This window comes from Halalkalibacter akibai JCM 9157 (genome assembly GCF_000513135.1).
GTDB classification, from domain to species: domain Bacteria; phylum Bacillota; class Bacilli; order Bacillales; family Bacillaceae_D; genus Halalkalibacter; species Halalkalibacter akibai.
On record NZ_BAUV01000032.1, the window covers coordinates 28289 to 51523 of the forward strand.

Below are 23235 nucleotides of genomic sequence, written 5' to 3' on the forward strand. Positions count from 1 at the left end.
TTTATGGCTGGCTTATTTTTAAGGATGTGCGCAAGCTAAAAAAAAAGAGAGGTGCTTAAAGTTGAAACCATTTAAACCACAATTGATCTATATTGAACCGGGCGCACTTGAATACCCGTTAGGACGTGAGCTAAAAGATAAATTTGAAAAAGAAGGCGTGGAAATTAGAGAAACAACTTCTCATAACCAGGTTAGAAATATTCCTGGCGATAATGAACTCCAACAATATCGCAATGCAAAATCAACGTTGGTGATTGGAGTAAGAAAAACATTGAAATTTGATACGTCTAAACCATCGGCGGAATATGCAATACCTCTTGCGACTGGATGTATGGGGCATTGCCATTATTGTTATTTACAAACAACATTAGGAAACAAGCCTTATATCCGTACTTATGTTAATTTAGAAGAAATTTTTGATTCAGCTGACAAGTATATGAAAGAAAGAAGTCCAGACATTACTCGATTTGAAGCAGCTTGTACTTCAGATGTAGTCGGTCTTGACCACTTAACCCATTCATTAAAAAAAACAATTGAATATATGGGTCAAACCGATTTAGGACGACTTCGTTTTGTAACGAAGTATCATCACGTTGATCATTTGCTTGATGCGAAACATAACGGCAATACACGTTTTCGTTTTAGTGTAAACTCTGATCATGTAATTAAGCAATTTGAACCAGGAACGTCCTCATTCTTAGAAAGAATTGAAGCGGCAGGAAAAGTGGCAAAAGCAGATTACCCACTAGGCTTTATCGTTGCACCGCTTATTTTACATGATAAGTGGAAAGAGGGATATTATGATCTTTTTGAACGACTAGAAGCAATTTTGCCTCATTATGCGAAAAAAGACTTGACGTTTGAGTTAATTCAACATCGCTTTACGAAAACGGCGAAAAATATTATCCAAAAAAGATATCCAAAGTCTAAACTTGAGATGAATGAAGAAGAAAGAAAATATAAATGGGGTCGTTATGGAAGAGGGAAATATGTTTATAAAAACGAACAAGCTGATGACTTAAAAGAGACTATTCAAACTTATATTGATCGTTTCTTCCCAGAAGCAAAGTTAGAATACTTCACATAAAACGATCTTCATGATTGTCCTCTCACTGTATTCTGTTGTAAAATAGAATTGTTGCTTAATTTTAGTAACTTTTTATTTAATAGTAGAATATATTAACACAACTGTTATTTTGAGTGGTGGTAGCTGTATAACGGCTAAAAATTGGAGGGGACACTATGCCAACACCTAGTATGGAAGATTATTTAGAGCGAATTTATATGTTGATTGAGGAGAAGGGCTACGCCAGAGTATCCGATATCGCAGAGGCATTAGAAGTCCACCCTTCATCAGTAACAAAAATGGTACAAAAACTTGATAAAAGTGAATATTTAATATATGAACGGTACCGTGGACTAGTCCTTACCGCAAAGGGGAAAAAAATTGGCAAACGCTTAGTCTATCGTCATGAATTATTAGAAGACTTTATGCGCCTTATTGGGGTCGATGATTCTCATGTGTATCAGGATGTGGAAGGAATTGAACATCATCTTAGTTGGGATGCTATAGATCGAATTGGAGATCTTGTTCAATATTTCCAGGAACAACAAGAAAGAATTGATGCTCTTCGTGAGATTCAAAAACAAAACGAAGAAGATTAAAAACATTCGCTTATAAGCGAGTGTTTTTTATTTTTGTTAAATTAATAAGGTCGTACCACCTAATTTATATCATATGGTGTAAGTGGGAGGTGATCATATGATTGTCGATGGTGTGTTTGCAGGCGGAGGAGTTAAAGCTTTTGCCTTTGTTGGAGCCCTTCAGGTTATGGAAGAGAGGGGCTATCAATTTGACCGTTTAGGAGGAACAAGTGCTGGTGCTATTGTTGCAGCTTTAATAAAAGTTGGATATACAAGTGCTGAAATTTTTAGATTACTTGATGAATTAGATATAGAATCTTTTAAAGATGAGAGAATGTCTGTTGTCCCGTTTACGATCGCAAAATGGATTCATATGTATTATCGACTAGGCTTATATAAAGGGAATGCTTTAGAGGAGTGGTTGAAAAAAGTACTTGAAGCAAAAGGAGTAAAAACGTTCGGCGATTTGCCACACGGATCGTTGCGTATCATTGCTTCTGATTTATCAAAAGGAAAATTATTAGTCTTGCCAGATGATTTAGAGCAATATGGAGTAATCCCAGATAGATTTCCAGTAGCAAGAGCAATTCGAATGAGTTGTAGTATACCCTTTTTCTTTGAACCAGTTAAAATCTATGATCGTGGAAGTGGAGGAAAAGCTTCTTATGTTGTCGATGGAGGATTATTAAGTAATTTTCCTTTATGGCTGTTTATGGATGGCAAAATGAAAAGGTGGAAGCGCCCTGTGATTGGTTTTCAATTGAAACCTGAATTGAGCCAAATGCCCCCTAAAAAAATTAAAAATGCTGTTACTTTATACCGGGCTTTGTTTGAAACGATGAGCTCTGCCCATGATATAAAATACGTAGACACAGACGATGCGAAGAATGTGGTCTTTATACCGGTTTTGGATGTTAAGGCCACGGACTTTGAGTTATCTGAGGAGCAAAAGGAAAATCTAATTGTTTTAGGGAAAGAGGAGACTACTCATTTTCTCAAGAATTGGAGTTATTAAAAAGAAGAATCGAGTGTTTAAAAAAACGCTCGATTCTTCTTTTTATTTTTTTTGCCTTCAATGACGGTTAAATTATGGTTCTCACGACGTTTTTTCACGACTCTGACGGGCCTCTTCTTAGGTACAGTCGTTATTTTTTTATTAGGGCGAAGAACGGTAGTTGGTGAAGCTGAAGTGTGACGCTGTGTGCTCGTTCTTTTCGCTTTCTGGAGTTGTGCTCGACTTGGACCACTTTGAGATGGAAACAAAGGGGTTCCATATCTCCTAGACATAAACCAACGATAGATTAAGAAGAATAAGGCAACAAATCCTACTATCATCAATATTCTTGTTAAAAAACCTAAAGGGTTAAAAATAAGCTCGTAACCGAGGCCAATGAATGCCAAAACTAAAACACCAGGAACGATGTACTTCATGATTGAACGCATCGTCTGCACCTCCAAAATATTGATGGAATAGGAATTAGGATCATTTATTGAGTTGCATCTAATAGTTAGCTTAATCACACTTTAAAGGACAGCTTGCCCACCGTATGGAAACTTAGATTTAACCTTAATGATAATAGCCTATCTACCTATAATAATTCTACATGAATTTTATAAAATCCTCTATTGTAAACGTGGAGTGAAATAAGTTATAAAAACATTTTTTTATTATTATACCCAATTAACCAATGTTTCATTCTAGCTAGACAAGGATTATTTTTGTGATTTTCATGATTATAAACGGACATACTAGAATTGGAGGTGGTAAGTTTGGAAAAAAGACAAGAACAACAAATGTCCTATCCAATGAAAGTTGCTTTGATCGGGTTGTTTGGTGGCTTAATTTGGTCGTTTATAGGCTACTTCACTTTTTATTTTCATTTTATTCGTGTAGGCCCTGCGTTAGCATTAATGCCATTTGCTCTAGGAGATTGGAAAGACACGTATTTAGGTCAGTTAGTAGGGATAGGGGTTATATCTGTACTTTCGATAGGCGTTGCCTTCTTATACCGACTTGTGCTCCAAAAGATCAATAAAATCTGGGCTGGTGTTGGCTTTGGGTTAGGATTATGGTTAATTGTATTTTATGTTTTAAATCCCATTTTTCCTGGTTTAAAGTCAGTGCAAAATCTTGATTTGAATACGATTATTACATCAATTTGTTTATATGTTTTATACGGAACATTTATCGGGTATTCAATTTCTTATGAATATGCAGAGCAACAAAGGAATGTATAGGCTTCTCCTATTAAACTTTATGCTACAATAAACTATGTAGCAATCCTAAACAAATCTAGGATATTAAAGGGTGTTGTTGTCTGGCAACAATAACAAAAGGGAGTGGCCTAAGAATGAGTCGTATTGAGAAATTAAGATCAAAATTAAGAGATCATGAGATTGATGGACTACTTGTAACGAGTACGTATAACAGACAGTATTTGACGAATTTTACTGGAACAGCAGGAGTAGCGATTATTTCAGAGCAAAAAGCTATATTTATTACAGATTTCCGTTATGTTGAGCAAGCGAAGGAACAAGCAACAGGCTTCGAAATTGTTCAACATACTGGTCCCATTTTTGAAGAAGTAGCTAAACAAGTTGCAAAACTAGGGTTAAAGCAATTAGGGTTTGAGCAATCACATCTTACATACGAAGCACACCAAACATATGCAAAGGCTATTGAAACTGCTTCTTTAGTCCCTATCTCAGGTTTAGTAGAGGATTTGCGATTAATTAAGGACACACAAGAGATTAAGATGATTCAGGATGCGGCTGACATCGCAGATGCTGCATTTACGCACATCCTTACTTTCATTAAACCTGGAGTTACTGAACTAGCGGTTTCAAATGAACTTGAATTCTTCATGAGAAAGCAAGGAGCGACTAGTTCATCATTTGATATTATTGTAGCATCTGGTTATAGGTCTGCTCTTCCACATGGTGTGGCAAGTGAGAAAGTGATTGAAAAAGGTGAATTAGTTACATTAGATTTTGGAGCATACTTAAAGGGCTATTGTTCAGATATTACAAGAACGATAGCTGTCGGTGAAGTAAGTAGCGAATTGAAAACTATTTATAACACTGTTCTTGAGGCTCAACTTCTAGGTATGAAAGGAATTAGACCTGGCATCACCGGAAAACAAGCAGATGCTCTAACTCGTGATTATATTACGGAAAAAGGGTATGGCGAATATTTCGGGCATTCAACAGGTCACGGTTTAGGAATGGAAGTTCATGAAGGACCTGGGTTATCTATGAAATCAAATACTGTTTTGGCGCCGGGAATGGTTGTTACAGTAGAGCCTGGTATTTATATAGCTGGTGTTGGTGGTACGAGAATTGAAGATGACACGCTAATCACACCAGAAGGTAATAAAACTTTTACACATTCAACAAAAGAACTATTAATTGTTGGGGAGTAAGGTAATTTTGTGGAGAAAGTTTTTCAAAGCTGTGGTATAGTAATGGTTGTGACTGAATGTCCAAGTTTTGGATGTAAAGATGGAGGAATAATGAATGATCTCAGTAAATGATTTTAAAACAGGATTAACGATTGAAGTGGATAACGGATTATGGCAAGTAATGGAATTCCAACATGTAAAGCCAGGTAAAGGAGCAGCTTTTGTTCGTTCTAAATTACGTAACTTACGTACTGGATCTGTTCAAGAGAAAACATTCCGTGCTGGTGAAAAAGTATCAAAAGCTCATATCGAAAATCGTCGTATGGCTTACCTATATGAAAGTGGTGGGATGCACACTTTCATGGACAACGAGTCTTATGAGCAAATTGAATTAACTTCTGAGCAAATTGCTCATGAACTGAAATTCTTAAAAGAAAATATGGTTGTACAAATCATGACGTTCCAAGGCGAGACTTTAGGAGTTGAAGTACCTAATACAGTTGAGCTAGAAGTGACTGAAACAGAACCAGGTATTAAAGGAGATACGGCATCAGGCGGCACAAAGCCAGCTACATTAGAAACAGGCTTAACTGTACAAGTGCCATTCTTTGTTAACCAAGGTGATGTTTTAATTATTGATACACGTAACAGTGCGTACGTATCACGTGCATAGCATAAAAGCAAGTTGGTTTCTAAAAACCAACTTGCTTTTTTTGTTGGGGGTCTGACCCCCAACACGGTAACGAGGAGAAGTGTTAAAGTGTTGGAGTTCGTTAGCAAGCTTCAGAAAAAAGGAATGGAATACAACTTTGCTGTCACTATGGAATGAAGGGAACCATCCAATTTAATGCGACGCAATTAATAGGATGCGTTCATGGTGTAAGAGCAGAAAAAGGTATAATGAGCCTTTTTCTGGGCTCTTACTTTTAGGCTTTAAAGCGGTGGGGGTCAGACCCCCACAAAAAGCTCGTCTTTTTTAGTTCTGAATATGACTGTCGCTTCATAGGTTGTACAAAGTGATCTTTGAGTTGAGGTGGAAGTATGAAGACGTGGTTCTACACGATAGAAATGGCATTACTTGTTATGGTTGGTTTGAGGGTGATATCAGGGTTAATTGAGCTAACAGTAGCGGGATTGATCTTGAAGTTTAACAGCATTGAAAAAGCAGTTGCCTTAAATGCAGTTCTGGCAATTGTTGGACCAACTATTTTTATCACATCCGTGGCCATTGGTTTAGTTGGAATGTCTGATAAACTTTCTCTTTCTAAATTTGTTTTCATAGGGGCTGGCGTAGTATTAATTCTTGTCGGAATTAGGAAATAAGGAGGGTAGGTTAACATGTTACAAGATGTCGCAGCGATCTTACCAGAAACCATAAAAATCGTTATTAAAAAAATAGAACCAATTATTCTAGAAAAAACCGAAGAAATCCGCCTACGTGTTGGTCGACCTCTTGAAATCATAGCAGGAGGAACACCTTATTATCCACATGTTAATCAACGTCACTATATAGTCCAGGCAGAAGAAGCAAAATTTTTACTTAACCAATTAAGCCAATACTCGATGTATGCCTTTGAAGAAGAGTTACGACGTGGATTTATCACGGTTAAAGGAGGTCACCGAGTAGGATTAGCTGGTAAAGTTGTTCTAGACCGAGGACAAGTTAAGACGTTAAGAGATATTAGTTCATTTAATATCCGAATTGCTAGGCAAACAATTGGTGTGGCCGAAAGCCTCATCTCGCAATTATATGATCGAAAATGGTTAAACACCCTTTTTATTGGGCCTCCACAAACTGGTAAAACAACCATGTTACGTGACGTAGCGAGGTTAATCAGTCAAGGTATGCCAAGCAAAAATATTGCACCATTGAAAGTAGGAATCGTTGATGAGAGATCAGAAATAGCTGCATGTATGAAAGGAATTCCTCAACTTGAACTCGGCCCAAGAGTTGATGTACTAGATGGTTGTCCGAAGGCTGAAGGAATGATGATGCTCATCCGTTCAATGAGCCCTGATGTGATTATCGTCGATGAAATCGGGAGAGAAGAGGACGTAATTGCTGTTCAAGAAGCTCTTCATGCAGGTGTAAAGGTGATGACAACAGCTCATGGTTACTCTGTAGAAGACATAGAAAAGCGTCCTGCTCTTAAATCATTACTTGATATAGAGGCATTCGAACGTTGTGTTGAATTAACAAGAACAAGTCGAGCTGGAGTAATTAGAAGAATTCGAAATCAACAAAGGAGAGACGTGGTGATTGCGAAGTGAAACTAATTGGCGCGGTAATCATTATTCTTGTTACGACCTGGATTGGTTTTGAATTGGCCAAGAGATTAAGTGAACGACCAAGACAACTAAGACAATTGAAGGTCGCGATCCAATCATTAGAAGCTGAAATTATGTATGGTCTAACTCCATTAGCTGAAGCAAGTGATCATATTGCTAAACAAATGCCAAAACCAATTTCTTACTTTTTTGAACACTTTGCTGATCGTTTAATTCATAAACAAGAAACCGCGTTTGAAGCTTGGGAGGAAAGCTTGAAGGAAACATGGCATTTAACCTCGATGCTTGAAAGTGAACGAGAAGTCATGATGCAATTTGGATCAACGTTAGGTCAACATGATCGAGAGCAGCAACAAAAGCAAATTAAATTAACACTCTCACATCTAGAACGTGAAGAAAGTGAAGCGAAAGATCGTCAGCATCGCTATGAGCGCATGATAAAGAGTTTAGGTTTTCTTACAGGTTTGCTAATTGTCATTTTAATGCTGTAGGCAAGTAGGAGGAGGAGAGGTCGTGGTGTACGATGTTAACACCATTTTTCAAATAGCAGGGATTGGAATAGTTGTAGCAATGATTCATACAGTCTTGAAACAAATGGGGAAGGAAGACTGGGCACATTGGGTTACATTAATTGGTTTTGTGGTCGTCTTATATATGGTTGCGACAATCGTTGATGATCTTTTCCAGAAAATAAAAGGGGTCTTCCTTTTTCAAGGGTAAAGGGGTGAGTTGCGATTGATATTATACAAATTGTCGGGTTAGGGCTCATCGCAACCTTCCTAGCCTTGGTCGTCAAAGAACAAAAGCCGCTATTTGCTTTTATGTTAACTGTATTTGTAGGAATTTTAATTTTTCTATTTTTAATAGATGAAATTGCTAAAGTTATTCAAATGCTTGAGGGAATAGCTGAACAAGCCAATATGAACATGATGTATTTACAGACCATTCTAAAGATAATCGGAATTGCTTATATAGCAGAGTTTGGAGCTCAAATTGCTAAAGATGCCGGACAAGCCGCTATTGCATCAAAAATAGAACTTGCCGGAAAAATCCTGATCTTGGTCATGGCAATACCAATCTTAACAGCCGTAATTGAAATGGTTCTCGCTCTTTTGCCGTCATAAGGAGAGAGAAAAAGGGAGGGACAAGCGTAATGATACGGTTCATCGTCCAAATACTGATCGTAGCTTCCGTCATGCTTATGTTTACACCTATCAGCTTAGCTGAAACTGAACCGTTGGACGAGCAGGGCTTCGTTGAAAGACAAATGGAACAACTTCAACTAGACGAGGTCAGGGCTTACTGGGAGGAGATTTCCACTGAGTACGGTGGCTTTTTACCCGAAAGTCAAAAAGGAACATTTATGGAATTTGTCCGAGGTGAGAAGCAATTTTCCATTAAGGAATGGGGAGTTGGGCTTCTACGATTCTTTCTACATGAACTACTTGTAAACGGGAAATTACTAGGTTCACTTATTTTATTAACTGTTTTTTGTATGATTTTACAGTCATTGCAGAATGCATTTGAACAACATACCGTTAGTAAAGTTGCTTATGCAATCACTTATATGGTGTTGATGATCATCGCTTTAAATAGCTTTCATGTAGCTATTACATATGCTTCAGATGCTATAAATAGCATGATTCATTTTATGATTGCCCTTTTGCCTTTATTGCTTGCCATGATGGCTGCGATTGGGAATATCACATCCGCGGCACTTTTCCACCCATTAATTATCTTCTTAGTGAATACAAGTGGATTACTTATCCAACATGTAGTCTTGCCACTGTTGTTCTTATCAGCTGTACTAAGTATTGTATCGACTCTAACTGATCACTATAAAGTGACAAAACTAGCTAATTTTCTTAGAAATATTGCTGTCGGTACATTAGGGGTTTTTCTTACAGTGTTTCTTGGTGTTATTTCTGTTCAAGGGGCAGCGACAGCGGTGTCTGATGGAATTACGGTCAGAACAGCTAAATTCATTGCAGGGAATCTAGTCCCTGTAATTGGACGAATGTTCACTGATGCTGCAGATACAGTTTTATCAGCATCAGTACTATTGAAAAATACGATTGGAATAGCTGGTCTTGGGATACTTCTAATGCTTTGTGCTTTTCCGGCACTAAAGGTACTATCGTTAGCTATTATTTTTAATTTATCAGCTGCTGTACTTCAACCATTAGGAGGAGGGCCGATCATCGAATGCCTTTCTATCATTGGCAAAGCGTCATCTTCGTTTTCGCAGCCATGGCAGTTGTCTGCTTAATGTTCTTCCTAGCTATAACCATCATGGTAGCCGCCGGAAACTTGTCAATCATGATGCGATAGATTTTGCTAAAAAAGACGAACTTCCTTTTTTAGCAAAATCTATGCAATGAGCGAAACCGCTGCAAGATCTTAAGTCTCTTTGAGCGAACTTCTCAAAGAGACGAGCAGCGAGAGAAGCCATTGCCAGCATGTTCGCACAGAGTAGGGCCGAAGGAAACCTGAAACACCCCAACCAAAAGCAAGGGCTCCAACCGCTGCAAGATCTTAAGTCTCTTTGAGCGAACTTCTCAAAGAGACGAGCAGCGAGAGAAGCCATTGCCAGCATGTTCAACACTATAACTACTTCCCTTAAGAAAGGAGTAAATACCAAATGGGCTTTTTAACAGAATGGCTAACAAATATCATTCTTTTAATTCTACTAGCGACAATTCTTGAGTTAATGTTGCCTAACTCTAATATGCAAAGATACGTCAAGATGGTTGTTGGGCTACTTTTACTAGTTGTAATGCTACAACCACTATTAACGATTTTTACTGAAGACGTTGATGCATGGCTCTTTTCTGTAGCAAATCAAACTGAGCAAACAGAAAAAACAATAAATGATCAAATAAATTTGCAAAAAAGAGAAATAGAGTTGGGACAACGTGCATATCATTTAGAACAGGTGGCTGTCCAACTGGAGAGACAAGTGGCAGAAGCATTGGTGGATCAGCATCAGCTGAAAATCAAGCATGTTGCTATTGAACCTGATGAAGAATTTGAACAACTTCTAATAGAAGATCAAGCATTGGATGCCATTAAAGCCATTCATGTTCACGTTCAATCATCAGAAGCATTACCTGTTGAACAAGAAAGGTCAAACGAGATTTCATCAGTCCAAGTTGTTCATATTGATACTTCCAAGCCATTAACGATGGACGATGAGATTGATGAAACGAGTAGCGACCTGAAACAAGTTCAACAATTTCTCTCAGAAAATTGGTACATCCCGAAAGAAAAGATTTTACTAGCTTGGGAAGGGGGAAAAGAGCAGAATGAATCGCGACGAACAGAAGGATCAACAATGGCTACAGAATTTATTTAAGAAGTCAGGTGGTGGCAAAAAAAAGAAATTGCCGCTCCACTATATTTTGCTTCTTGGATGTGTAGGTCTTGCGCTCATGATTACGGGCAACCTTCTGACCAATCCAGCAGGAGATGAAGAACAATCCTTACCCGTCTTTAATGAAGAACAGGAAGACGATGAGCCAGTATTTAAACGAAGTTCATCCGTAGAACCTAACTCAATGCAAGACTATGAAATGCGCTATGAAAATCAGTTGAAAGAGATACTAGAGCAAATGGTAGGTATTTCAGACGTGTCAGTTATGGTTAACCTAGCCGAGACTGAGCGAAATGTCTATGAACGAAATGTAAACGAAAAGCAGCAAAATACGGATGAAACCGACCGAGAAGGTGGAACTAGAAAAGTAGAAGACCTCTCTCGTGATGAGCAAATTGTGATTACCCGAAATGGCGATAAAGAAGTTCCGATTCTAGTACAAACGGAGAAACCAACTATCCGGGGAGTACTAGTAGTTGCTAAAGGGGTAGAGAACGCTCAAGTAAAAAGTTGGGTGATTGAAGCAGTAAGTCGTGGACTTGATGTACCAACACATAGAGTTTCGGTTATGCCGAAGAAAACTAAGGAGGATTTATAATGGTATTGAAAAAACAAACAGTTTGGTTATTAACAATGTTGAGTTTAATTATTGTCTTGTCAGTGTATTACGTTACTTCTCCAACCGTGCCTGGTGGAGATGAGATTGCTTTTGTTGACGAGGGTGAAGAACAACAAGAATCAGATATTAATATCGAAGAACTACTGGAAGGGGATGCGAATGAAGTAGTTGTGAACATCTCTGAAGAGTTTGACGAAGCTGATGAAACAGACGGAATGATTTCTGCTATTTCTACGAATGAAGCTTTTACAACAATTCGCATGGAACTGCAAGCATCAAGAGATAGAATGGCTGAAGAATTTACAAATATCAGAGCATCTGCTGACGCATCAGCTGAAGAAAAAGTAGAGGCTCATGAAAGAAGCATGGAATTACAACGTTTAGCTCAAAAAGAATCACAACTTGAAACATTAATTGTAGCTAAAGGATTCTCAGATGCCCTAGTTTTAGCAGAAGATAATAAAGTACGTGTTATTGTTCAAACAGATGAGTTAACAGCTGCACAGGCAACTGAAATTTTAAACTTAACACACACGCATTTAGGAGCAAATTCTGAAGTTACTGTTGCACACCAAGCAACGAAATAAATAAGATAAAGCCGCCAAAACAGGCGGCTTTATATTTTAATAACGGTGAGTCAAGCTTTGTTAGTAAGTACTTTATAATTATTTTGACCAAATTCTGCGGCAAAACTTCTGAAAAAAGGAATTCTTCCAAAAGGATGCAACTCATGATTTGACTATGATATAATACGCAAAGTAACAAATGATGAGGAGCGATAAAAATGGAATGGAATGATTTAACAGAAGGTGCAAAAGCGGTTCTAGAACAAACGCGCAATATAAAAAATGACAACATTCAAATAGTAGAATTTGAAATTGGTTTCGAACAGCAACTAGAAGATGACGATCAAGGTACATATAAAGTTTCAATTCAAGAAGAAGATTATCAAAGCTTGAAGCGCTATACGAAGGAAAACGAGTATGGCGATAAATTTCATATGGCACGTAACAAAGATATTGTGAAAATTATTCTATTAGAAAACGGTAAGATTCCAGACAACCTATCTGAATTTCCTGTTTTCAGACAATATAAAAAAGAAGCACTAGTAAAAACAGAAGTTGAGGACGTAACTGCTGCTCCTGCTTCTTCAGAAGAATAATAATGGAAGGCTGACTTCAAGATCTTACCGTTACGATGTCAAACGGATTTCTAATAGAGTCAGCCTTTTATTTTTCGTGATGAACAAAGAAGGGATCATGTCCTCTTTGTCGAAATCATTATGTTATAATAACGTAAAACAACAATTTATTAGACCTTAGTCATATTCTATGCTTAGGGGAGAATGAGGGAGTGTAAAGAAATATGTTAAAAGTACAAGAGTTGAAAGAATTAATTAAAGCATTAGACGCATCAAGTATTGATGAATTAAAGTTTGAACAAGATGGGACTAAACTTGTTTTGAAAAAGCAAGTTGCACCTGCACCTTCAGTGGAAAAGGTAGTTGAGGTGACAAGAGAGGCAGCACCTGTGCCCGCTCCAGTGGCTATTCCAAGAGAAGAAAAAGCAGTAGCTCCAGCAGCTGTAGAAGTTGAGCAAGCATCAAGTACAAGTAATTCAAATTTACATACAATAACATCACCAATGGTAGGAACTTTTTATGCAGCCCCATCACCTGATGCAGATCCATACGTAAAAACAGGCGCTAAAGTTTCAACAGAATCTGTTGTGTGTATAGTTGAAGCAATGAAACTAATGAATGAGATCGAAGCAGAAGTTAAAGGAACAATTGTTGAAGTTCTTGCTGAGAACGGTGAACTTGTTGAATATGGACAACCATTATTTGTAGTAGAGCTTGTCTAGTATAGGAGAGATACGATGATAAAAAAGGTTTTAATAGCTAATCGTGGGGAAATTGCAGTTCGAATTATTCGTGCTTGTCGAGAGCTAGATATAGAAACAGTAGCAGTGTACTCCGAGGCAGATAAGGATTCATTACATGTACGCTTAGCTGATGAAGCATATTGTATTGGACCAACAGCTTCGAATAAAAGTTATTTGAATGTCACTAACATTATGAGTGTGGCAACATTAACTGAGGTGGATGCGATACACCCAGGTTATGGTTTTCTAGCAGAAAATGCTGATTTTGCAGAAATTTGTGGAGCTTGTAACATTACATTTATCGGTCCAAGTCCATACGCCATCAATCAAATGGGTACAAAAGATGTAGCAAGAAAAACGATGGCTGCTGCAGGTGTACCGATTGTTCCAGGTTCTAAAGGGATTGTGGAAAGTGTTGAAGCCGGTCTTGCTGTAGCCGAAGAAATTGGCTTTCCTGTTATTATTAAGGCCACTGCTGGTGGGGGTGGTAAGGGAATTCGTGTAGCTCGCAATGCAGAGGAGCTTCAAAAAGGAATGAATATCACCCAACAAGAGGCGGCAACTGCGTTTGGAAATCCAGGAGTCTATATTGAAAAGTATATAGAGGATTTTAGACATGTCGAGATCCAAGTTCTTGCGGATAATCACGGTAATGTAATCCATCTTGGTGAGCGCGATTGTAGTATTCAAAGAAGACTACAAAAATTACTTGAAGAAACACCTTCACCTGCTATCTCGGATGAAACGAGAAATGAAATGGGAACAGCTGCTGTTAATGCAGCGAAAGCTGTTGATTATTCTGGAGCTGGGACTGTAGAATTCATTTACGATCATATTAATGGTAATTTTTATTTTATGGAAATGAATACAAGGATTCAAGTAGAGCATCCTGTTACAGAAATGGTAACGGGGATTGATTTAATTAAAGAACAAATTCGTGTGGCGAGTGGAGAAGTTTTATCCCTCACACAAGAAGATGTTACATTCCAAGGTTGGTCTATTGAATGTAGAATAAATGCTGAAAATCCATCTAAAAATTTCATGCCTTCTCCAGGAAAGATCACAAACTACTTAGCGCCAGGTGGACTCGGGGTGCGAGTTGATTCAGCTGTTTATCCCGGTTATGTGATTTCTCCTTTTTATGATTCTATGGTTGCAAAAGTAATTACGCATGGAGCGACTCGTGCAGAAGCTGTTGCTAAAATGAAACGTGCACTTGAGGAATTTGAAATTGAAGGGGTAGAAACAACGATTCCGTTCCATTTACGCCTTTTAAGTCATGAAACATTTGTCTCAGGTGATTTTAATACAAAGTTCTTAGAGCAACACGATGTTATGTCTGTAAAACTTAAATAATTAGGAGGGACTTAGTATGAATGAGAACCACATTCTAGAACTAGAAGAGCAAAAATCCGAATTAGGAAAAGTTGAAATTTCTCCAGAAGTAATTGAGGTAATAGCAGGTATTGCAGCCTCTGAAGTAGACGGTGTAGCGACTATGCGTGGTAATTTCGCTACTGGGGTAGCCGAGAAACTAGGGCGAAAAAACCATGGTAAAGGTGTAAAGGTTGAATTAGCTGAAGATGGAATCACAGTAGACGTTTCAGTTGTCATAACATACGGTGTTGCTGTTCCTGAGGTAGCTAATCTAATCCAATCTAATATCAAACAAGCGTTGCAAACGATGACGGCAATCGAATTGCAAGCAATCAACGTACATGTTGTTGGTGTGCAATTTGAATCGAATGAAGCAGTTGAAGAGGAAAATTAAAATTTTTTAGGACAGTTGGGGAAATCCTCGACTGTCTTTTTCATATTTTTGGTTATAATAAAAAGGAGACAACAAAAAAAGGGATAGCTACTAATAATAGGTGTTTTGAATTTAGATGCAATTGATGTCTTTTAATCGTCTTAAAGTCAGATTAATATCACAGAAAGCGAAAGATCATCAACTATTATGCTAAATTGTTCTGTTTTAGTAAAGCGTGTTATGCTATTATCAACATATTACATGCTAGACTAACATAATCCATATGCAAAAGCTTAAAGGAGTTTAACAAATGAATCGAAGAGTAGCAAGACTTAGAGCGGCTCAAGCGCTCTATCAAATTGATTTAACAGAAACCGATATAGACTCAGCTATACATAGTGTACTTGATGACTCGGAAACAGCAAGTGAGTTTATGCTTGAATTAGTTAAAGGAACAATTGAACATAAACCGGAAATCGACTCAAAGATTTCAGCTAGTCTTCAAGGCTGGACAATTGACAGAATGGGTCTAGTAGACCGTGCAATCGTGCGGATGACTTTATATGAAATGAAATTCATTGATGATATTCCTGTTAACGTAACTTTTAACGAAGGAATTGAATTAGCTAAAGCATTCGGTGGAGAAGAATCAGGTAAATTTGTAAACGGGGTCTTGTCAAAGGCGATGGAGACTATTCAAGATTAAAAGAGGAGTGGGGAAGAGTGACTGCATTATTATTGAATGGTAAAGAATTAGCTGCTAAAAAAAGAGATCAATTAAAAATAGACGTTGAAAAATTAAAGGCTGAGGGCGTAACACCAGGTCTTGCGGTTATTTTAGTAGGAGAGGACCCAGCTTCTCAATCTTATGTAAAAGCAAAGCAAAAAGCTTGTGAACAAGCTGGTATCCACTCTGTTTTAATTAAGAAACCAGATAGTATTACAGAGGATGAATTATTGTCTGAAATTGAACAGTTAAATCAAGATGATTCAATTGATGGAATTTTAGTTCAGTTACCAATTCCGAAACATATCTCTGAACAAGCTGTCATTGAGAAAATTGCACCTAATAAGGATGTAGATGGCTTTCATCCAATTAATATCGGAAAAATGATGACAGGTGAAGAGACATTTCTTCCATGTACGCCATATGGTGTTGTTGAAATGCTAAAAGAAGCAGAAATTGATTTAGTCGGTAAGCATGTAGTGGTTGTGGGACGGAGTAATATAGTCGGTAAGCCTGTAGGCCAACTTCTCTTGAACGAACATGCTACCGTTACTTATTGTCATTCACGCACTGCAAATTTACGAGCGATGACAAATCTTGCAGATATACTGATTGTCGCAATCGGAAGACCTAACTTTATTGGAGCAGAAGATGTAAGACAAGGTGCTGTAGTTGTCGATGTAGGAATAAACCGAGTAGATGGCAAGCTTTGTGGTGACGTAGATTTCGATAAGGTAAAAGATAAAGCCTCTTATATTACACCAGTTCCTGGCGGAGTGGGTCCAATGACGATCACCATGTTATTAGAAAATACTGTGCAATCCGCGAGAAATCGTTAATAGGTTCTAATGACAACTCAAAATATCTGGTCGATTTCAGAGGTTAACAGATACATTAAAACAATTATGGAGGAGGACTCGATTCTTCATAATGTTTGGCTTAGAGGCGAGCTGTCTAATGTGAAAATGCACACGCGTGGTCATTTATATTTTACGGTAAAAGACCAACAATCAAGAATGCAAGCCGTTATGTTTGCGGGTAATAATCGTTTTTTAAAGTTTAAGCCTGAAAATGGCATGAAAGTTATCATACGTGGCGAAGTCAATGTGTATGAACCATATGGTCAATACCAATTTTACGCAAAAGAAATGCAACCAGATGGAATCGGGAGCCTTTATTTAGCTTATGAAAAATTAAAGGCTCAGTTGGAAAAGGAAGGGTTATTTGATGAAGCCAGAAAAAAGCCTATTCCTGCCTTTCCTGAGAGAATAGCCGTTATCACATCACCAACGGGAGCTGCAATTCGTGATATCGTAACAACTTTAAAAAGAAGATACCCTGTTACGCAGATCACTTTGTTACCCGTTTTGGTACAAGGTGAGCAGGCTCCAGCTTCCATTATTCGAGCGGTAGAACAGGCAGACTTAGCCAATTGCTTTGATTGTTTAATTATTGGACGAGGTGGAGGCTCAATTGAAGAACTCTGGGCCTTTAATGATGAGGGAGTTGTTCGCGCCATTGCAGCCACGAATATGCCGGTCATTTCTGCTGTAGGTCATGAAACAGATTTCACGATCAGTGATTTTGTGGCTGATCTACGTGCGCCAACACCAACTGGAGCTGCTGAACTAGCTGTTCCTGATATTAGAGAAATAAACCGGTCCCTTTTATCCATGCAAAATCGCATGAAGAAATTAATTGAAAACAAGTTGTCCGTTGAGAGAAGTAAATTAGAACGATTAAAACGTTCATATGCATTCAGGTACCCTGAGCAGCTAATTCAACAAAAAGAACAACAATTGGACGGAAACATCGACAGGTTAAAACGCTCGCTGATAAAAGCAATTCAAGAACCTGCGACGAACCTAGTTCATCTTGATAAAGCGCTCAACCGACTGCATCCTGAGCTTAAAATTGAACAAGCAAAAGAAAACAAACAGCACTTACATGAGGCGTTAGTTAAAGCAATGAAGGAACACCTTAAATTAAAACGTCAACCTTTTGAAAAAGTGATAGGTGAGTTAAATTTGCTAAGTCCATTACGTCTGATGGACCGAGGGTATAGTCTAGCATATAAACAAGAAGATCATTCATTAGTGAAAACTTTGAAACAAGTGAATGTAGGAGAAAAGTTAGATATAAGGCTGAAAGATGGATTGATTCATTGTCTTGTTGAAGAAACCAAGTCAATGGTGGAGGAGGAAAAAAATGACGACTGAGAATAAAGAATTGAGTTTTGAAGAGGCAATGTCACAATTAGAAAGTGTAGTAGAAAAACTTGAGCAAGGAGACGTTCCTCTAGAAAAAGCGATCTCGATGTTTCAAGAAGGAATGGCATTGTCAAAACAATGTCATGAAAAGCTTGAGCAGGTAGAGAAACAAATGGATCAAATTCTTCATGAAGATGGCGAAATAGAATTGTTGGATTTTCAGGAGGATGAATAGTGTGAATGAGGACCTTTCCCTTTTTCTTAATGAACTAAAGAAGGAAATAGAAAAACAGTTACCTATTCACATTAAAAAGCTTCAAGCTCCAGACACGTTAAAAGAGGCTATGTTCTATTCTTTGAATGCTGGCGGTAAAAGGATAAGACCAGCTTTATTGCTTGCTACAGTTAAAAGCTTTGGTAAACCACTTGAACATGGTTATGATATGGCTTGCGCTATTGAAATGATTCATACTTATTCTTTAATACACGACGACTTACCAGCAATGGATGATGATGATCTTAGAAGAGGAAAGCCGACTAATCATAAAGTATTCGGTGAAGCTCTAGCAATTTTAGCAGGTGATGCCTTACTTACATACAGTTTTGAAGTAATTACTAAAATGGAAGTCGGAAACCTCACCGCAGAACAAAAACTGCTTCTTATCCAAGAATTGGCACGAGCTAGCGGACCAGAAGGAATGGTAGGAGGTCAGGTGGCTGATATGGAAGGTGAAAACCAATCTCTAACTCTAGACGAACTGGTTTACATCCATCATCATAAAACAGGAGATCTGTTAACCGTAGCTATTATCGCGGGTGCGATCATTGCAGGAGCTTCAAAATCAGATATTGACAACTTGCGACAGTTTGCCAAAGAATTAGGACTTATGTTTCAAATCAAAGATGATATTCTTGATGTTGAAGGCGATGCAGAAACGATTGGGAAGCCAATCGGGAGCGATGACGGTAATAACAAAAGTACATATCCAAATCTTTTAGGTTTAGATGGTGCAAAAAACAAGCTGTCTGAGCATAAGCTAAAAGCAGAGACTTACTTATCTAATGTGAATTTGGATCAAAGTTTATTAATGGCCCTAACAAACTATGTAGCCGAACGTGACCATTAATTCAAAGCATTTCCATTGAGCAAATAAAATGTGCGTGCTATAATAGCGAGACACGTGAGTGGTGCAGTATTCTAGTCAGTTCTCCTTTCTTGAAGGCGGGGCTAAAAATCCGCCAAAGGGCACATCGATGAAGCTCCTTGTCTTGGCTTGAGGCGCCCAGCCTTGGGTCTTGACTGGGAGATAAGGTAGTAGGGCGATCCACAAAGGCATGTGGGCGTTGACCCTCCTACCGTGGAGGCCGTTTGCTCGGTTCTTACACGAGTAAGAAACAAGAGCAAATGGTATGAACCTGCAACGGCAAGCTAGGGAGCTTGTCTGCAGCGTAGCCTGCCTTGAGTGGAGGAAGAGGGGATTATGGAAATGAGGTTTTGATCTGTCGGCCAACAGGTCTAAAACTTTACCCATATGAAATCTACTCTGCAAAAGAGGATAAAAGAAAGGCAAGGAACTGCCGAGGAAATCTCCTAGACTGTTCAATTGACATTTAAAGAGGATTGCAGTGTAGACTAAGTGGTAATCCAGTCTGGCGATTGGTGACAACGTCAACTTCAGTGTAAAGGGAAACCGCCATTGCGGCGACGCAGTGGTACTGAATTGGGAAATCCTACTGGACCTAAGCTACAGAGTTTACTCTTTAAATGACCACTCCATTAATACATAGTCTATTTATAAAAGGTGATCTTGAGACCATTATGAAACCTCTTCAGAAATCAATACATTGGAGTTTGGGTATTGCCGTTATCACACTCGTGCTAGCGGCTATTTTTTCAGTTATATCCACATTTATTTTAAGTGGAGTTTCTTGGGCAATTGGTATGATAATTGTCTTCATTATTGTCTTTTTAGGTGTGTTTTTTGATACAATAGGTGTGGCAGCAACGGCAGCTACTGAAAAACCTTTCCATGCAATGGCATCTGAACGGTTACATGGAGCTAAACATGCAGTTCTAATCACAAGAAATGCTGATAAATTTGCTAACTTCTGTAATGATGTAATTGGTGATATTTCAGGGATTATTAGTGGTACCGCTTCAGCTTATGTTGTATTACAACTCGCATTGCAGCTCGGTTATACGGATACATCTTATCAGCAATTTGCAATTTCAATCCTATTTACAAGCGTGGTCGCTGCGTTAACGGTAGGAGGAAAAGCAGTCGGTAAAACACTTGCAATCCACTACGCAACACCAATCATCTATCAAGTTGGTAGATTATTATACATTTTAGAGGTAAGATTAAAGATAAAAGTGTTCCAAACAACAAATGGAAAAACAAAGAAAAAAGACAAACTGACTCGAAAGTGAGGGTTCCTTTATGAAACTAGAGGAATTTAAAGACCCAAGCGAACTTAAAAATTATACAAACCAGCAATTAGAAGAATTAGCAGATGATATCCGTCATTTCTTAATAGAAAAATTGTCGGTAACAGGTGGGCATCTAGGACCTAATTTAGGTGTTGTCGAACTAACATTAGCTCTACATCATTTATTTGATAGTCCTAAAGATAAGTTTATTTGGGACGTAGGTCATCAAGCATATGTCCATAAAATCCTTACAGGTAGAGCGGACCGATTTGATCAGCTCCGCCAATACAAAGGGTTATGTGGTTTTCCAAAGAGAAATGAAAGTGAGCACGATGTGTGGGAAACAGGACATAGCTCGACTTCGCTTTCTGCTGCGATGGGTATGGCAACTGCCAGAGATTTAAAAGGTACCGATGAAAATGTAGTCGCTATAATTGGTGACGGTGCATTAACAGGTGGAATGGCATTAGAGGCTTTGAATCATATTGGACATGAACAAACAGATTTAATTGTGATTTTAAACGATAATGAAATGTCGATTGCTCCAAATGTCGGCGCTCTTCACAATGTGCTAGGTAGATTACGCACAGCTGGTAAATATCATAAGGCAAAAGAAGAACTTGAACAGTTAATCAAGAAGATTCCAGCATTAGGTGGAAAAATTGCTTCGACTGCTGAAAGAGTGAAAGACAGTTTGAAATATTTACTTGTATCTGGGATCTTCTTTGAGGAATTAGGGTTTACTTATTTAGGTCCTGTTGATGGACATGACCTCGATGATCTTGCAGAGAACTTAAAGTATGCAAAGAAAACAAAAGGCCCCGTTCTAGTACATGTTCTGACAAAGAAGGGGAAAGGCTACGAGCCGGCTGAAAACGACGCTCACGGTACTTGGCATGGATTAGGACCGTATAAAATTGAATCAGGCGAAGTTGTCAAGAAGCCTGGACCACCAAGCTATAGTGGTGTGTTTGCAGAAACGTTAAAGAAAATCGCAAGAGAAGACAAGAGAATTGTAGCTTTAACGGCTGCAATGCCTGGTGGAACCAAGTTAGATGTCTTCGCAAAAGAGTTCCCAGAAAGAATGTTTGATGTAGGAATTGCGGAACAGCATGCTACAACCATGGCAGGGGGACTTGCAACACAAGGAATGAAACCAGTGTTTGCCGTCTATTCTACTTTCTTACAACGAGGGTATGATCAAGTTGTTCATGATATTTGTAGACAAAATCTAAATGTTGTTTTTGCGATTGATCGTGCAGGACTAGTAGGGGCAGATGGTGAGACTCACCAAGGTGTGTTTGATATTGCTTATTTACGTCACCTGCCTAATATGAAAATCTTAATGCCAAAAGATGAAAATGAGTTACAGCACATGCTTTATACGGCATGTAAATACGATGATGGTCCTATTGCTGTTCGTTACCCTAGAGGGAACGGCTATGGAATTAAAATGGATAGTGAATTAAAGCAACTCCCAATTGGTAAATGGGAAACACTTAAAGATGGAACAGATGCCTGTCTGTTGACGTTTGGAACAATGATTCCAGTAGCAGAACAAGCAATTGAGCAATTAGAGAAGCTAGGTATCTCAGTTAAATTAGTAAATGCTAATTCAGTTAAACCACTAGACGAAGAATTATTGCATGAAATTGCAAAAATGAATGTCCCAGTTTTGACTTTAGAAGAAGCGGCTCTTCAAGGCGGCTTTGGTAGTACAGTTCTTGAGTTTTTCCATGATCATGGCTATCATAATGTCGAAGTTAAGCGTATGGGAATTCCTGATGAATTTATAGAACACGGTAGTGTGTCAGAGCTACTTGAGGAAATTGGTTTGACATCAGCTAATGTTCTAGATCAAGTTATGACCTTACTTCCAAAGAAAAGACAAAGGGCGTAACAGACGTGACAAAAAAAGAACGTATAGATGTTTTATTAGTTGAAAGAGGATTAATCGAAACAAGGGAAAAGGCAAAGCGCTCTATTATGGCAGGACTTGTCTATTCTGGTACGGAAAGAGTAGACAGACCTGGCTTAAAGGTTGACCGTGAAACTCCTTTAGAAGTGAAAGGAAATCCTCTTCCGTATGTAAGTCGTGGTGGATTAAAGCTTGAAAAAGCAATATCAGAGTTTAATCTCTCTTTACAAGATAAAATTGTTTTAGATATTGGTGCATCAACCGGTGGTTTCACTGATTGTTCCTTACAAAACGGTGCAAAAGCAGTCTATGCTCTGGATGTAGGGTATAATCAGCTTGCTTGGAAGCTTCGACAAGACGAGCGTGTTGTTGTGATGGAACGCACTAATTTTCGCTATGTAAAACCTGAAGACTTAACTGAAGGCCTTCCTCATTTTGCAACAATTGATGTTTCGTTTATTTCTTTGAAGTTAATTCTTCCTGTTTTAAAAACGTTACTTGTTCCAAACAGTGATGTAGTGGCTCTGGTTAAACCGCAATTTGAGGCGGGGCGGGAACAGGTTGGAAAAAAAGGAATTGTACGAGATAAAAAGGTGCATGAAGAAGTAGTAACAAGAATTAGCGAATTTGCTACCTTGCAAGGTTTCACTGTGGCTGGCCTCAGTTTTTCACCGATCAAAGGTGGAGAAGGAAATATCGAGTTTCTCATGCATTTACAATTTTTGGGGGAACATGAAGCAGGCAAGATGAGCAATGACCTGTCGCCTAGAGAAATTGTCGAGACCGCACATGAACAGTTAAAAGCTAAGCAAGAAGAATAAATTTAATTAATGAGGCTAGGACATAACAAAAGTATTTGAATGAGAATTCGAACGATGCAGAACCTTAGCATTAGGAAATATACGTAGACTCCCTCAGAGAAAGTTGATCTGGTGGGGGTTTTCGTATGTTTTTTTTGATTTTGAAATTTTTTAAAATATGCGATTCCC

Annotated in this window: 27 protein-coding genes and 1 pseudogene; 27 read left to right on the forward strand and 1 reads right to left on the reverse strand. The window is 38.3% G+C overall.

The genetic code is table 11. The annotated features are described in order from the left end of the window. Positions 1 to 61 precede the first annotated feature (61 nt). From splB to JCM9157_RS15865, 3 genes are all read left to right on the forward strand, one after another. The gene (splB, locus tag JCM9157_RS15855; protein ID WP_035666229.1) at positions 62 to 1087 is read left to right on the forward strand and encodes a spore photoproduct lyase; all 1026 of its coding nucleotides are present in this window, start codon (positions 62 to 64) and stop codon (positions 1085 to 1087) included. Between the two features lie 155 nt (positions 1088 to 1242). Then, positions 1243 to 1665 (forward strand): transcriptional regulator MntR, encoded by a 423-nt coding sequence (mntR, locus tag JCM9157_RS15860; protein WP_035666230.1) that lies wholly within the window; start codon positions 1243 to 1245, stop codon positions 1663 to 1665. Between the two features lie 97 nt (positions 1666 to 1762). Continuing rightward, positions 1763 to 2659 (forward strand): patatin-like phospholipase family protein, encoded by an 897-nt coding sequence (locus tag JCM9157_RS15865; protein WP_035666232.1) that lies wholly within the window; start codon positions 1763 to 1765, stop codon positions 2657 to 2659. Between the two features lie 17 nt (positions 2660 to 2676). On the opposite strand, the gene JCM9157_RS15870 is transcribed toward JCM9157_RS15865, so the two are convergent. Beyond that, complete coding sequence (locus JCM9157_RS15870; RefSeq protein ID WP_052013193.1) at positions 2677 to 3087, reverse strand: SA1362 family protein; 411 nt, start codon at positions 3085 to 3087, stop codon at positions 2677 to 2679. A gap of 327 nt (positions 3088 to 3414) precedes the next feature. On the opposite strand from JCM9157_RS15870, the gene JCM9157_RS15875 reads away from it, so the two are divergent. From JCM9157_RS15875 to JCM9157_RS15995, 24 genes and pseudogenes are all read left to right on the forward strand, one after another. Then, positions 3415 to 3882: a YqhR family membrane protein gene (locus JCM9157_RS15875; RefSeq protein WP_268870955.1), complete on the forward strand. Its 468-nt coding sequence runs from the start codon at positions 3415 to 3417 to the stop codon at positions 3880 to 3882. A gap of 113 nt (positions 3883 to 3995) precedes the next feature. Further along, complete coding sequence (locus JCM9157_RS15880; RefSeq protein ID WP_035666234.1) at positions 3996 to 5066, forward strand: M24 family metallopeptidase; 1071 nt, start codon at positions 3996 to 3998, stop codon at positions 5064 to 5066. A gap of 94 nt (positions 5067 to 5160) precedes the next feature. Next, positions 5161 to 5718: an elongation factor P gene (efp, locus tag JCM9157_RS15885; RefSeq protein WP_035666235.1), complete on the forward strand. Its 558-nt coding sequence runs from the start codon at positions 5161 to 5163 to the stop codon at positions 5716 to 5718. Positions 5719 to 6086: 368 nt separating this feature from the next. Continuing rightward, a complete protein-coding gene (locus tag JCM9157_RS15890; protein WP_035666237.1) occupies positions 6087 to 6368 on the forward strand; it encodes a YqhV family protein in 282 nt (93 codons plus the stop codon). A 15-nt stretch (positions 6369 to 6383) separates the two neighbouring features. Next, positions 6384 to 7316 carry a stage III sporulation protein AA gene (gene spoIIIAA, locus JCM9157_RS15895; protein WP_035666239.1) on the forward strand — a complete coding sequence of 311 codons (933 nt, stop codon included), beginning with the start codon at positions 6384 to 6386 and terminating at the stop codon, positions 7314 to 7316. Next, positions 7313 to 7825: a stage III sporulation protein SpoIIIAB gene (spoIIIAB, locus tag JCM9157_RS15900; protein WP_035666240.1), complete on the forward strand. Its 513-nt coding sequence runs from the start codon at positions 7313 to 7315 to the stop codon at positions 7823 to 7825. Before spoIIIAA ends, spoIIIAB begins: the two co-directional genes overlap by 4 nt. Positions 7826 to 7847: 22 nt before the next feature. Further along, entirely contained in the window at positions 7848 to 8054 is a 207-nt protein-coding gene (gene spoIIIAC, locus JCM9157_RS15905) for a stage III sporulation protein AC (protein ID WP_034630453.1), read from the forward strand. Between the two features lie 14 nt (positions 8055 to 8068). Next, entirely contained in the window at positions 8069 to 8458 is a 390-nt protein-coding gene (spoIIIAD, locus tag JCM9157_RS15910; protein WP_081734211.1) for a stage III sporulation protein AD, read from the forward strand. Between the two features lie 71 nt (positions 8459 to 8529). Then, positions 8530 to 9665, forward strand: a pseudogene (gene spoIIIAE / locus JCM9157_RS15915) (stage III sporulation protein AE). A 310-nt stretch (positions 9666 to 9975) separates the two neighbouring features. Then, positions 9976 to 10689: a stage III sporulation protein AF gene (spoIIIAF, locus tag JCM9157_RS15925; RefSeq protein WP_035666244.1), complete on the forward strand. Its 714-nt coding sequence runs from the start codon at positions 9976 to 9978 to the stop codon at positions 10687 to 10689. Continuing rightward, positions 10640 to 11305: a stage III sporulation protein AG gene (gene spoIIIAG, locus JCM9157_RS15930; RefSeq protein WP_035666245.1), complete on the forward strand. Its 666-nt coding sequence runs from the start codon at positions 10640 to 10642 to the stop codon at positions 11303 to 11305. The genes spoIIIAF and spoIIIAG overlap by 50 nt, the downstream gene beginning before the upstream one ends. Continuing rightward, complete coding sequence (locus JCM9157_RS15935; RefSeq protein WP_035666247.1) at positions 11305 to 11913, forward strand: SpoIIIAH-like family protein; 609 nt, start codon at positions 11305 to 11307, stop codon at positions 11911 to 11913. Before spoIIIAG ends, JCM9157_RS15935 begins: the two co-directional genes overlap by 1 nt. Before the next feature lie 197 nt (positions 11914 to 12110). Further along, entirely contained in the window at positions 12111 to 12488 is a 378-nt protein-coding gene (locus JCM9157_RS15940; protein ID WP_035666248.1) for a hypothetical protein, read from the forward strand. Positions 12489 to 12691: 203 nt separating this feature from the next. Continuing rightward, positions 12692 to 13189, forward strand: coding sequence for an acetyl-CoA carboxylase biotin carboxyl carrier protein (accB, locus tag JCM9157_RS15945; protein ID WP_035666249.1), 498 nt, complete (start codon positions 12692 to 12694; stop codon positions 13187 to 13189). 15 nt (positions 13190 to 13204) lie between these two features. After that, a complete protein-coding gene (gene accC / locus JCM9157_RS15950) occupies positions 13205 to 14566 on the forward strand; it encodes an acetyl-CoA carboxylase biotin carboxylase subunit (RefSeq protein ID WP_035666250.1) in 1362 nt (453 codons plus the stop codon). 16 nt (positions 14567 to 14582) lie between these two features. Next, on the forward strand, positions 14583 to 14981 hold the full coding sequence (locus JCM9157_RS15955; RefSeq protein WP_035666252.1) for an Asp23/Gls24 family envelope stress response protein: 399 nt from the start codon (positions 14583 to 14585) through the stop codon (positions 14979 to 14981). Between the two features lie 289 nt (positions 14982 to 15270). Continuing rightward, entirely contained in the window at positions 15271 to 15666 is a 396-nt protein-coding gene (nusB, locus tag JCM9157_RS15960; protein ID WP_035666254.1) for a transcription antitermination factor NusB, read from the forward strand. A 17-nt stretch (positions 15667 to 15683) separates the two neighbouring features. Then, positions 15684 to 16526 (forward strand): bifunctional methylenetetrahydrofolate dehydrogenase/methenyltetrahydrofolate cyclohydrolase FolD, encoded by an 843-nt coding sequence (gene folD, locus JCM9157_RS15965; RefSeq protein WP_035666256.1) that lies wholly within the window; start codon positions 15684 to 15686, stop codon positions 16524 to 16526. Between the two features lie 9 nt (positions 16527 to 16535). Next, positions 16536 to 17906, forward strand: coding sequence for an exodeoxyribonuclease VII large subunit (xseA, locus tag JCM9157_RS15970; RefSeq protein WP_035666258.1), 1371 nt, complete (start codon positions 16536 to 16538; stop codon positions 17904 to 17906). After that, positions 17896 to 18132 (forward strand): exodeoxyribonuclease VII small subunit, encoded by a 237-nt coding sequence (locus tag JCM9157_RS15975; RefSeq protein ID WP_035666260.1) that lies wholly within the window; start codon positions 17896 to 17898, stop codon positions 18130 to 18132. The genes xseA and JCM9157_RS15975 overlap by 11 nt, the downstream gene beginning before the upstream one ends. Before the next feature lies 1 nt (position 18133). Continuing rightward, entirely contained in the window at positions 18134 to 19024 is an 891-nt protein-coding gene (locus tag JCM9157_RS15980) for a polyprenyl synthetase family protein (protein WP_035666263.1), read from the forward strand. 692 nt (positions 19025 to 19716) lie between these two features. Next, entirely contained in the window at positions 19717 to 20328 is a 612-nt protein-coding gene (locus tag JCM9157_RS15985) for a hypothetical protein (protein WP_035666266.1), read from the forward strand. Positions 20329 to 20338: 10 nt separating this feature from the next. Beyond that, on the forward strand, positions 20339 to 22228 hold the full coding sequence (gene dxs, locus JCM9157_RS15990) for a 1-deoxy-D-xylulose-5-phosphate synthase (protein WP_035666269.1): 1890 nt from the start codon (positions 20339 to 20341) through the stop codon (positions 22226 to 22228). Positions 22229 to 22233: 5 nt separating this feature from the next. Then, on the forward strand, positions 22234 to 23067 hold the full coding sequence (locus JCM9157_RS15995; RefSeq protein ID WP_035666272.1) for a TlyA family RNA methyltransferase: 834 nt from the start codon (positions 22234 to 22236) through the stop codon (positions 23065 to 23067). The last annotated feature ends 168 nt before the right edge of the window (positions 23068 to 23235 follow it).